General features: G+C 66.8%; 16 protein-coding genes. 2 read left to right on the top strand and 14 right to left on the bottom strand.

Annotation, left to right across the window (positions count from 1 at the left end):
- Position 1: 1 nt before the first annotated feature.
- The 13 genes from BN948_RS09510 to BN948_RS09560 all read right to left on the bottom strand — a co-directional run bounded on the left by BN948_RS09510 (position 2) and on the right by BN948_RS09560 (position 7,165).
- Entirely contained in the window at positions 2-241 is a 240-nt protein-coding gene (locus BN948_RS09510; RefSeq protein ID WP_035621374.1) for a hypothetical protein, read from the bottom strand.
- 15 nt (positions 242-256) lie between these two features.
- Positions 257-1,084 carry a major capsid protein P2 gene (locus BN948_RS09515; protein ID WP_035621377.1) on the bottom strand — a complete coding sequence of 276 codons (828 nt, stop codon included), beginning with the start codon at positions 1,082-1,084 and terminating at the stop codon, positions 257-259.
- A gap of 36 nt (positions 1,085-1,120) precedes the next feature.
- Positions 1,121-1,273, bottom strand: coding sequence for a hypothetical protein (locus tag BN948_RS26610; protein WP_156037837.1), 153 nt, complete (start codon positions 1,271-1,273; stop codon positions 1,121-1,123).
- A gap of 150 nt (positions 1,274-1,423) precedes the next feature.
- Positions 1,424-2,032 carry a hypothetical protein gene (locus BN948_RS09520; protein ID WP_035621379.1) on the bottom strand — a complete coding sequence of 203 codons (609 nt, stop codon included), beginning with the start codon at positions 2,030-2,032 and terminating at the stop codon, positions 1,424-1,426.
- A complete protein-coding gene (locus BN948_RS09525) occupies positions 2,029-2,592 on the bottom strand; it encodes a hypothetical protein (protein WP_035621381.1) in 564 nt (187 codons plus the stop codon). Before BN948_RS09525 ends, BN948_RS09520 begins: the two co-directional genes overlap by 4 nt.
- Complete coding sequence (locus BN948_RS09530; RefSeq protein ID WP_035621384.1) at positions 2,589-2,918, bottom strand: hypothetical protein; 330 nt, start codon at positions 2,916-2,918, stop codon at positions 2,589-2,591. Before BN948_RS09530 ends, BN948_RS09525 begins: the two co-directional genes overlap by 4 nt.
- Complete coding sequence (locus tag BN948_RS09535; RefSeq protein ID WP_035621386.1) at positions 2,908-3,111, bottom strand: hypothetical protein; 204 nt, start codon at positions 3,109-3,111, stop codon at positions 2,908-2,910. Before BN948_RS09535 ends, BN948_RS09530 begins: the two co-directional genes overlap by 11 nt.
- Entirely contained in the window at positions 3,086-3,877 is a 792-nt protein-coding gene (locus BN948_RS09540) for a DNA adenine methylase (RefSeq protein ID WP_051756064.1), read from the bottom strand. The genes BN948_RS09535 and BN948_RS09540 overlap by 26 nt, the downstream gene beginning before the upstream one ends.
- Positions 3,878-3,879: 2 nt before the next feature.
- The gene (locus tag BN948_RS25610) at positions 3,880-6,018 is read right to left on the bottom strand and encodes a replication endonuclease (RefSeq protein ID WP_051756067.1); all 2,139 of its coding nucleotides are present in this window, start codon (positions 6,016-6,018) and stop codon (positions 3,880-3,882) included.
- A 178-nt stretch (positions 6,019-6,196) separates the two neighbouring features.
- Positions 6,197-6,367 carry a hypothetical protein gene (locus tag BN948_RS26615; RefSeq protein ID WP_156037838.1) on the bottom strand — a complete coding sequence of 57 codons (171 nt, stop codon included), beginning with the start codon at positions 6,365-6,367 and terminating at the stop codon, positions 6,197-6,199.
- Positions 6,364-6,708, bottom strand: a complete 345-nt coding sequence (locus tag BN948_RS09550) for a hypothetical protein (RefSeq protein ID WP_035621388.1) — start codon at positions 6,706-6,708, stop codon at positions 6,364-6,366. Before BN948_RS09550 ends, BN948_RS26615 begins: the two co-directional genes overlap by 4 nt.
- A complete protein-coding gene (locus tag BN948_RS09555) occupies positions 6,705-6,926 on the bottom strand; it encodes a hypothetical protein (protein ID WP_035621390.1) in 222 nt (73 codons plus the stop codon). The genes BN948_RS09550 and BN948_RS09555 overlap by 4 nt, the downstream gene beginning before the upstream one ends.
- Before the next feature lie 2 nt (positions 6,927-6,928).
- The gene (locus BN948_RS09560; RefSeq protein WP_035621392.1) at positions 6,929-7,165 is read right to left on the bottom strand and encodes a hypothetical protein; all 237 of its coding nucleotides are present in this window, start codon (positions 7,163-7,165) and stop codon (positions 6,929-6,931) included.
- A 228-nt stretch (positions 7,166-7,393) separates the two neighbouring features.
- Here BN948_RS09560 and BN948_RS09565 point away from each other — a divergent pair, with 228 nt between their 5' ends.
- Entirely contained in the window at positions 7,394-7,699 is a 306-nt protein-coding gene (locus BN948_RS09565; protein ID WP_035621394.1) for a hypothetical protein, read from the top strand.
- Between the two features lie 544 nt (positions 7,700-8,243).
- Here BN948_RS09565 and BN948_RS26620 read toward each other — a convergent pair.
- The gene (locus BN948_RS26620) at positions 8,244-8,390 is read right to left on the bottom strand and encodes a hypothetical protein (RefSeq protein WP_156037839.1); all 147 of its coding nucleotides are present in this window, start codon (positions 8,388-8,390) and stop codon (positions 8,244-8,246) included.
- Between the two features lie 606 nt (positions 8,391-8,996).
- On the opposite strand from BN948_RS26620, the gene BN948_RS09570 reads away from it, so the two are divergent.
- Positions 8,997-9,473, top strand: a complete 477-nt coding sequence (locus tag BN948_RS09570; RefSeq protein WP_009518536.1) for a 3'-5' exoribonuclease — start codon at positions 8,997-8,999, stop codon at positions 9,471-9,473.
- Positions 9,474-9,486 lie beyond the last annotated feature (13 nt).

A 9,486-nucleotide genomic window follows, 5' to 3' on the forward strand; every position in this document is an offset into this window, starting at 1 on the left:
CTCAGTCCTTCAGCGCGAAGACCGCCACGACGGCGCCCAGGGCCAGCAGCACCACCACGCCCGGGCTCATGCCGAACATGGTCTGCGGTGCCACCGTCTGCGGCTGTCCTTCGTTGTAGAGGCCGAGTTCACCCAGCGCCTGGAGCCGCAGTTTCTGCAACTCATAGGGCTGGGTGAACTTGGCGTCAGCCGCCTTGTTCAGCAGCGAACTGCTGACGTTTTGGAACCACTCTTCCCACATGGGGCGGCCCTCGCTTTACAGGTTGCCCAGCGGGTCGAGGTACTCCACCAGCACCGTGCCGGAGCCCGCGCCCGAGAAGTCGAGCAGGAATTCCAGCGACTTCGCGTTGCGGGTGTCGAGCGCCTTCTTGATGTTGCCATCGAGCACGAAATCGATGGTGTAGACGTTGGCCTGCGGCACGCGCTTGGCCTTGGTCTGGTCGAAGCTGTTTTCAGCGGCCACCGATTCGTGGATCACCAGGCCGTCTTCCTTCATGGTCGCGCCGGTCACGGTGCCGGTGTGGAACACGTGGATGCGCTTGATGATGGAACCGGTGTTGCCGAAGGGCAGGTTCACTGCCAGGCGGCCACCGGTGGACTGACTGAACGGGTAGCTCAGCAGTTTGCTGATGAGCGCAGCGAACGGGGCCGCCGCGCCGTCGCGGGTCTTCTGCTGCGCGCTCTCGATCAGGATCGGCGTGATCACCGGGGCGGTGGCGCCCGCAATGGTGACTTCGCTGGTGATGTTGGCGATGCCCTGCGAGGTGTCGAAGGCGCCGACCATGCGGTCAAGCTCCGCGATCATGGAGTAGTCCGCGAACTGGATGTCGAGGAAGGCGGCGGCGGTGGACTCGCCGCGATAGGCGTTGATCGCGTCCAGTTGGGCGCCCGTGGCCTCAAGAATCACCTTGCCATTGGCCTTGAGCTTGAGCAGCGAAATCATGGCCTTGGTGAGGGCCGTGCCGCCCAGCTTCAGGCGCAGGTTTTCCAGCGTGCGCCCGGGCGTGACCTGGTTGGTGGCGGTGCCGCTGGGCACCACGTTGGAGAAGGGCAGGCCGTAGCGCGTGAGTTTTCCGACGGACATGGTTGTTCCTTGGTGGTCAGAGGGTGGCGGCAGCGCTTACAGCACTTCGCGGATGTAGGGCGTGCGGCGCGCGACGGCCACAGCCGCGACGGCCACGGCACCGGCCTTGCCGTAGGTGCCGCCGTACTTCCAGGCGGCAAAGGCGATGGCGGCGGCAATGCCGTACTTCATGAGGGTGGCTTGGTCCATTGCGAACGATCCTTGAGGGTTGGTGCAGGTACACATGGGGTTGGTCGCCGCGCTCGGTGACGCCCTGCGCTTGCGTGGCCTCAATTGCAGGCGAAAAAAAACCGCCCGTGGGCGGCTGTAACCGGTACGGGGACCGGATGGCTTCTGCGATCAGAAACGGAGCTTGCCGGTGGTGATTTGCTTGGTGAGCCGGTCAGCAATGACGAACTCCAGGGGCTTCAAGGCGCCCAGCTTTTCCACCGGGATCATGGTCTTGCGGTTCATGTAGAACACGTCCTCGCCGCCCATGGCAAAGCACACGTAGCGGGTGGCGTTGCCGATCGCCGTCTTGTCGGCCTCGGCCCAGCGCTGCGAGATGGCATAGATGGTGATCCCGCGCTTGAGCCCGCGGCGGATCAGGATGCCCCAATTGCCCGGGGCCTTGCTCGGCGTCGTCACGTCGGCCAGTTCCTCGGCGATGGCGTCGAGCGGTTCCACGTAGCGGCCCGCGTACATCACGCACCCGCACCAGAAATCGAACTCGGCCTTCAGGTCGCCCCCGGCCACGTAGGCGATGCGCTGCGCCCCGCCCTTCTTCGCCCACTCCAGAAGCTGCGCGCGCGTCGTCACCTTGCGCCAGCCGGGCAGCGCCGCCCACTGGTCTTCAGGGTCCCATGCCCACACTCGTCGCCTCGCCTTGACCTGGCGCGCGGTCCACGCGGTTTTGCCAGAGCGCGAGGCGCCGCTGATGACGTTCAGTTCGCCGTCGATGGTCTTCATTGGACCGGCCCGCTTCCGAAGGTCACGGCCGGCCCCGTGCGCTCGGGCGCGGGCGGCGGCGCTGGCACGGGCGCCGCGATGTCGATGCCCTGTTCCTTCGCCGTCGCTTCAATCGGCCGGCGCTTCTTCCACTCGGCCAGGTCCGCGCTAACGCCGTTGTAGGTGGCCCAGGCCAGCGGCCCGACGACGGCCACGCAGGCGATTTCCGCGCCGTACTGGCCCATTAGCCCATCGCCCAGCCATCCATGCTTCTCGCACAGCGCGCCGATGGCCCCGGACGCGGCGCCGATGGCCTCGGGGGTGTAGATGGTCTTCAAGCTGGGCAGCGCGGGCGACAGCACCGCGACCACCATGCCCATGAGGCCCGCGATTTCCTCTTGCAGGGTCGGCCCCTTCGGTTCCTGTTCCTGCGTGGCGAGCGCCTGACCTGGCGCCCCGCCCTGCCCCGCCGCCGCTTCCAGCGCCGCCAGGTCGGCCGCCTGTTCGTCGCTGGCCGGCGCCTCGCCGTTGGCCGCAATGTCACGCTCCACGGCCTGCGTGTTGGTATTGCTCGGCCTCATCGCGCACCCCCTGCCATGAAGTGCAACGCGTCGGCCAGGCCGGTGCGCTTGGGTGCTGCGGGCGGCGGCGGGGGCTCCGCGACCGGGGCCGGCGCAGCAACGGGCGCGGCCGGCGCGGGCGCAGGCGCCGCAGTGGCCAGCCGCTTCGCGTGGTTGGCTTCGAACAGCGCCACGCGCTCGGGGTCCGGCCCGACGCGCAACTGCTGGCGGCACGTTGCGGTGCAGAAGCCGAACGGGTCGCCGTTCTTGTCGCTGGTGATCCGCATGCCTCCCGGCGTGCCGCAGGAGGGGCAATCGATGTAGCCCCGCACGACCTTATCGGACATGGTTGCGCTCCAACTCGGACACCTTGAACTTGCGCGTCTCGTCCACGGGCGCGTCGTCCTTCACGCCCTGCACGCGCACCGTGGCCCAGCCGCCCGCCACGCCCGGGTGGCGCTCCTGCACCACGCCCACCATGCCGGCCAGGTCGCCCGCTTTCACGCGCGCCACGTCATGCACCTTGAAATCGTCCTTCATGCTCTACCCCTTCCGTTGGCCCCCCGGCCCTCTGAAGCACTTCACCGTCGCCCTCGGCGGTGGGATCCCACCGCCGGGCGTGCAGGTGCTGCAGCACCTGCAAAACTGCCGTCTGTTCGTGGGGCCCCATCGCCGAAAACTTCGCGGCCCAGCGCTGCGCCTTGCGCTTGATGCGCTCGCGGTCGCGGTAGTCGTTGCCGGCGAACTGCACGTCATGCAGCGCCACGGCGGCGGGGTCATAGTTCATCCACAGCGTCTCCGTTGCCACGCCGCGCCGCGTCATGGCCTGGAAATCGTGCTGGTGCGCCTCGCGCAAGCTGCTCGCATCGTCATAGAGCGCGCAGCGGTAGCCACTGAGCATCCAGCGCACACCTCGATCTGTCATCGCCGGAAGCAGCGAGCCCACCAGGTGCCCATGGTCGGCATCGCTCATTTCGAACCGGTACAGGTCCACGTCCTTTCGCGCCTGGTGCACGTAGGGCGGGTCCAGATACACGAACCAGCCATCACCCATCGCCGGCAGCAGCGATGCGAGCTCAGCCAGCGCATCGACGTTGCGGACGATGGTCGACGGCCTGGCCAGCACCGCCAGCTTTGCCGCCTGCTCGGGATCTCGCTCCATCAGGATTGACGATGCCGCCGGCTTGAGGCGCCGGTAGATGGCCGCGCTGCCCGCGAACGCTTCAACAAAGGTGGTGCACGCCGGCGCGCGGTTGATGATGGTCTGAAAGACCCCTGCCCCGTTCTTGCCGCCCTGGTACCGCATCGTCAGACCTCCACCGCCGTCGGCGGCGATGCCCAGTTGAAGAACCGCCCCAACTTGCGCCGATGGGTGTTCACAACCCCGAACAGGCGCGGCCCCGTATCCATGTGCCGCCGATCCAACGTGTCGAGCGTTGGCGTCGGCGTGCAGTTATTGACACGGGTCCAAGGCGGCAGCGCTTCGCGCAGCCGCGATGCGGCCTCCCGCTCTTGCTGTAGCCGTTCCAGGCGCGCGGCCGTCTCCTGCGCGGCCCTGGCGTCATGCGCGTGAATGAGCCCTTGCAGGCGCGCGCAGTGGGCCTCCACCGCGTCCAGCGCCCCGCCCTTGCTGATGACGATCCACTCGGCCCGCTCGGACTCAATGACCGTCTGCGCCGGGCTGCGGAAGTGCCCGCCCAGGCCGCGCGCCGCGATGTGGGCCGGTGCGGGTACGGATACGGAGCCCAGGCCCTGCACGCCCAGCACGCGCGCGGGCGACGGCTCCCCGTAACTGTTGGCCGCCTCGCGCTCCACCCGGTACAGGCGCACGGCCTGCCGCGCGCGCCGGCACGTTGGGCCGCCCTGCGCCATGGTGTAGCGCTGCCAGGCCAGGGCCTTGCGCTCACCCGGCTCCACCAGTTGCAGGTTTACCGCCCGGGTGGCCTGGCGCAGGTTGTCCGCCGTCTGCTCGGCCTCCATGTGCTCGGGGTGCAGCCGGCGCAGTTCGCGCCACACCGTCACGGGCGGCCCGCCGATCTGCTGAAACTGGCGGATGCCCCACACGCGCGCCCAGGTGACGACGGCGGCCGTCGCCTCCACGATCGGGTTGCCATACAGGTCGTATTGCATCGCGAAGCCGTCCACGCCCTTGGCTATGTACTTCGCGATGTAGCCGGCCGCGCTGCCCTTCTCCCCGTCGATGGCCTTGATCTTGACGCGCCGCTCCCGGGCGCCCTTCTCGTCCGGGCTGTCGTTCTCTAGGAAGTAGCGGCGCAAGCCGTCATCGAACACCGGCACCGCATCGGTGGGCACCTTGCACAGCTTGCGCATCTCCACGCGCTCCGTCATCGGCGCGAAGAAACACAGAATGTTCCAGTGCGGGGTGCCATCGTGGTGCGGCTCCGTGGTGCGAAAGCCATAGACCCGCAGGCCCTCGCGCTCCCAATGGGCGCACAGCCGGCGCCACTGCGCTGCCAGGTACTGCTGCGCCTCGCGCGGCCGGGTGCCGTCGTACTTCCGGTTTTCCACCACCTTGCCGCTGTCCAGGTGGGTGAACCTGTGCATGCGGCTGGGGCAGGTGAGCACGGCCCAGCGCTTCACGTGGCCCAGGGCATCGGCGCAGGCTTCGAAGCCAGCAACCCGCGTCATCAACTCGCCGCGTCGGATCACCGGATTGGCGACGGACTTCTCTGCGACGGCCGCCAGGGTCATTTCCTGGCCGTGGTCGTTGACGGCCAGGGTGTGCGCCAGCATGGCCGCGTTCGCGCGCTGGCGCTCGGCGTGCACCTTGCGCGACTCGGCCGACACGTAGCAGTCGGCGCGCGCGTGGACCAGGCCCAGGCCGATTGCGCAGACCTCCACGGTGCGCGCGTGCACGCGGCGGAAGACCTTGCGCCAAAACTTCTCGTCGCGCAGGCGCGCCAGGCGCCCCGCGTCCGTCATCGTGGGGCCGTCGGGCCACAGGTCCAGCAAGCCGCGCCCGGCCATCACCGTGCGCGAGAGGCGCCGCTTCAACTCGGCCAGGCAGCGGGCCAGGTACTCAGCGGGCATGTGCGCCCAGCGCTGGCGGTACTGGCCGTCTGCGCTGGCCTGCATGTCGCCATGGTCGCGGGCCTCCTGCCTCGCCAGCTTGCACAGGTCGGAGTCGCCCATGCTGGGCGCGATGCCCACGCGGCGGCCCGCCTCCAACTCCGACAGGCGACGACTGAGCCACATGTCGGCCGGCCCGTGGGTGGCGCCCCTGTCGGCCAGGGTCTGCGCGTGCTTTCGCCACTCGCCCACCATGCGCGCGGCCCACCTCGGCGGCAGCAGCTCCAGGCGCGGCGCGGCCCAATGCGGGGTGCGCGCGCTGTAGTCCTCCACGACCGGCGCGCGCGCGGCTCCGGTGTAGCCGGCGACGTTGGCGAAGGGGCCGATGTGGGCGGCCTTGGCGCGGGGCTTTTTCACTGCGCGCCTCGGTGGCAGTGGTGTGTCCGCCCGGCTACTTTCCGCATTTTCCGGGCTGCATTCCTTGGTCGCTCACTCCCCGATGCCGGGGTTTCGCCGCACCGCATCAGTCTGTCTGCCGCCGGCCGTTCATGACGGACGGGCCTCCAGTCATGGGGCGGCCACACCGCTGCCACTGTCACCGCGCCCCCTGGCCCTGCTCGGCCACGCGGCGCCACTGCGCATCCCACGCGGCGCGGATGTCGGCCGGCAGCTTGTCCCAGCCGGCCGGGCGCGGCCAGGCCATCAGACGCGGCCGATGCTCGGCGGGGATCAGCACCCCCGTGGCTGACTGGCGCCAGGCCGTCATGCTGCCCGCCTGCAACCGATACAGCCGCCCAGGGCGCCGGAACACTCGCCCTCGGGGTAGTTGCAGCCCGAGGCGGCGCAGGCCGTGCGCTTCACCACGGCCAGCGGCGCCGCCTTGATGCGCAAGGCGCTGGCGATGCCCTCGGACACGCGGTCCGCCGCGATGCCGGCCGCCTCGGCGGCTTGCTCCAGGCCGAACAGCAGCGCGCCGGTCTGGTCGGGCGTGAGCACGTCGCCCGCGACGACGACGCCGGCCAGCGTCACGTCCACGCGCACGCCCTTGCCGGGCGCCGGTTGCACGACCAGCGCGCGGCCGGCCGTGAGCTTGATGGTGGTTTTCATGCCGGCACCCCGCGCGGTGTGCCGATGCGGCGCTCGGCCGCCATGCGGCGCAGCTTGTCGCCGGCCCGCCCGGGCTTGCCCGGGACGCGCGAGCGGCCGAGGCCGCGATGGTCGTAGCCCTTGAACGGCGCCGGCTGCGCCAGCCGCACCGACTCGGCGAACGGCACCGCGCTGGCGGCCACCAGGCCAGCGAGTGCCGCGAGGAATCCGCCCCTCATGGTCAGATCGCCGCCGTAAGGATTTCGGCCTTGCCCTCGGCCTCTTCCAGCGCCGCGCGCAGGCGGCGCGACTGGTCGGGCGTGAGGTGGAAATCGAAACTCATCGGCCCGCTGTTGTGCGACAGGACGACGACGAACGGGTCATCCTTCTTTTCGCTGCACTGGCCGACGGCCGCGACCCTGAGTTGCCCTTGGTGCTCGAAATGGCCCGTGAGCCGGGCAATCGTGAAACTCGACATGGAACCCACCTTCACCCCCCCTGCCCTCTGAAATCGAAGGCGCCGGGCACGGTCCAGAAGGTGGGGGGATGATGAGAAACCGCCCCGGCGCGGGACGGATGGTATGGCAAGCCATTGCCACAGGCAATCGGATTGCCATAGGGCAACCGTTTACACATACGGCGTACCCTTACCGTTACAGGCCCTCGGAGGCCCTCTCAACCCCTATCCGAAACGGAGGTTATCCACATGGCCGCAAGCATCGCCGCTCTACTGGACAAGGCAAAGGTTATCCACAAGCTGCCCAGCGACTACAAGCTGGCGCTCGTAATGGGCGTCAGCCACCGGTCGGTTGCCAACTACAGGGACGGCAAGACCCTTCCCGACGCTCGGGTAATCCGGTTGATTTGCGACCTGACTGGTGATGACCCCGCGATTCTGGCGGCCGAGGTCGAGGAACAACGCGCCACCACGGACGAGGCGAGAGCCCTCTGGCACCAAGTTGCACAGCGCCTTCAGCAAGCCCGGGCGACGAACGGTCTGTATATTATGTAAATATAAGAATGTGGTGGCCCACGCTTGACCTTGACACCGCCGAGACAAGCAAAGTTGTAATGCTCAAGACCAGTAAAGTTGTTAACGGGTCGACTGAAGCTTTCACGATACTCCGCTGCTGAAGTCATTGCTAAGCACTTGACAAGTGGCACCAGAGGCCGCCGGCACCCGCTGCCCCATTGGCAGACCAGCCTCAACTTCCGAGCCGACGGTCCTTGGAACGGCCTGGATGGCTACCGAGGGTAAATCTGTTCACTTTTCATCCCAAAATCAGTTCCACGGCGCGCGTCGTCGAGCGAATGGCCACCATAGGAATAGATTTCGATGAGGTAGCGTCTCTCTGAACGGAATGGCGTTTGGTGGCCATACCGAGAACAAGATCCAAGCGCTTGGCGAGCATGGGCACGGTGTCTCTCTCATACCGCCGCCAAAAACTGACGGTATTGCTGGTGCTATCGCTGTTCGACAACGTGCGCATCCTGTAATGCGCTCGAGCTGTCGAGTGCTTCGTACGGTGGCTACCGAGGGTAAATCTGTTCACTTTTCATCCCAAAATCAGTTCCACGGCGCGCGTCGTCGAGCGAATGGCCACCATAGGAATAGATTTTGATGAGGTAGCGACTCTCTGAACGGAATGGCGTTTGGCGGCCATACCGAGAACAAGATCCAAGCGCTTGGCGAGCATGGGCACGGTGTCTCTCTCATATCGCCGCAAAAACTGACGGCATGGCTGGTGCTATCGCTGTTCGACAACGTGCGCATCCTGTAATGCGCTCGTGCTCTCGAGTGTTGGTACAGTTTGAGCCAGATGATCACGGCCGCCATGATCGCCACGCAGACCGCTTGCACGACCCACTTGACGCACCAGGCGGCAAACTTCCAGCGAACAGGCTAACGGGCCCAGTCAAAAGTGCTCCATACTGCGCATCCGTTCATGCGCAAATTCTTGCGTCACGACTCGCGCAACAGGCACATTTGTCGGCCGCGTCAGCTGAGTCGAAGCCGAGCCGCAGGCTGCTGAATGGGTGGTGTCCAGTCCCGCGGCCCCGACGCGCCCTCTTCCTAGTGTTGCTGGTTCGACCATCGCGCTGGCGGTGGCGTTGCTGGGCCTGAAGGCGCTGGAGGCGACACCGGAATCTTTTTCCAAGGGCGCTCCTGCGAAAGTATTGGACGCGGCCCATTCTTTGTGAGCGTGCACAGCTCGAGAGGACCCAGAAGAGGCGCCTCGATTGCGCGTGTGGGGCTAACATGCAGACCCAAGGCCGATTCCGAGATCCTGCCGACTTTCCTGGTAGCAATGGTCCTTTTCTTCGACACCGAATTCACGGACTTCCTCGACATCGATCTCATCTCGATCGGGCTTGTAAGTGAGGATGGCCACCATACCTTCTACGCCGAGCGCAGTGACTATCGCGCTGCAGCCTGCAGCGAGTTCGTTCGACAGGTCGTAGTACCACTGCTCGGCAAGTGGCCGGATCGGATTTTCACGAGGGAAGCACTTTCGCGCGAGCTCTACTCTTGGCTCGCAAGTCTGCACGGCAGGGTCCTATTGGCATGCGACTCGGCACATGATCGGGATTTGCTCCTGGACGCGCTGGAAGGTGAGCTGCCCACGAACGTCCTGGCCAGGCCTCTCTCCCTAGCTAACTACCACGCTGATCCGGTCTTCAATGCGGCTGAAAGCAAATACTTTCAGGACAACGGTGTCACTCGGCACCACGCCCTGCACGACGCGCTGGGACTGAGGGCTGGTTGGCTGGGTCAGCGCGGCTGACCGACGGGCGCGA

Origin of the sequence: Hydrogenophaga intermedia (genome assembly GCF_000723405.1) — a bacterium.
Taxonomy (GTDB): domain Bacteria; phylum Pseudomonadota; class Gammaproteobacteria; order Burkholderiales; family Burkholderiaceae_C; genus Hydrogenophaga; species Hydrogenophaga intermedia.

Bases quoted from the DNA above. Each gene is read 5' to 3' on its own strand.
- BN948_RS09535 (WP_035621386.1), bottom strand. From the start codon at position 3,111: ATGAAGGACGATTTCAAGGTGCATGACGTGGCGCGCGTGAAAGCGGGC.
- BN948_RS26615 (WP_156037838.1), bottom strand. From the start codon at position 6,367: ATGACGGCCTGGCGCCAGTCAGCCACGGGGGTGCTGATCCCCGCCGAG.
- BN948_RS09560 (WP_035621392.1), bottom strand. From the start codon at position 7,165: ATGTCGAGTTTCACGATTGCCCGGCTCACGGGCCATTTCGAGCACCAA.
- BN948_RS09530 (WP_035621384.1), bottom strand. From the start codon at position 2,918: ATGTCCGATAAGGTCGTGCGGGGCTACATCGATTGCCCCTCCTGCGGC.
- BN948_RS09565 (WP_035621394.1), top strand. From the start codon at position 7,394: ATGGCCGCAAGCATCGCCGCTCTACTGGACAAGGCAAAGGTTATCCAC.
- BN948_RS09555 (WP_035621390.1), bottom strand. From the start codon at position 6,926: ATGAGGGGCGGATTCCTCGCGGCACTCGCTGGCCTGGTGGCCGCCAGC.
- BN948_RS09525 (WP_035621381.1), bottom strand. From the start codon at position 2,592: ATGAGGCCGAGCAATACCAACACGCAGGCCGTGGAGCGTGACATTGCG.
- BN948_RS09570 (WP_009518536.1), top strand. From the start codon at position 8,997: ATGGTCCTTTTCTTCGACACCGAATTCACGGACTTCCTCGACATCGAT.
- BN948_RS09540 (WP_051756064.1), bottom strand. From the start codon at position 3,877: ATGCGGTACCAGGGCGGCAAGAACGGGGCAGGGGTCTTTCAGACCATC.
- BN948_RS09520 (WP_035621379.1), bottom strand. From the start codon at position 2,032: ATGAAGACCATCGACGGCGAACTGAACGTCATCAGCGGCGCCTCGCGC.
- BN948_RS26610 (WP_156037837.1), bottom strand. From the start codon at position 1,273: ATGGACCAAGCCACCCTCATGAAGTACGGCATTGCCGCCGCCATCGCC.
- BN948_RS09510 (WP_035621374.1), bottom strand. From the start codon at position 241: ATGTGGGAAGAGTGGTTCCAAAACGTCAGCAGTTCGCTGCTGAACAAG.
- BN948_RS09550 (WP_035621388.1), bottom strand. From the start codon at position 6,708: ATGAAAACCACCATCAAGCTCACGGCCGGCCGCGCGCTGGTCGTGCAA.
- BN948_RS09515 (WP_035621377.1), bottom strand. From the start codon at position 1,084: ATGTCCGTCGGAAAACTCACGCGCTACGGCCTGCCCTTCTCCAACGTG.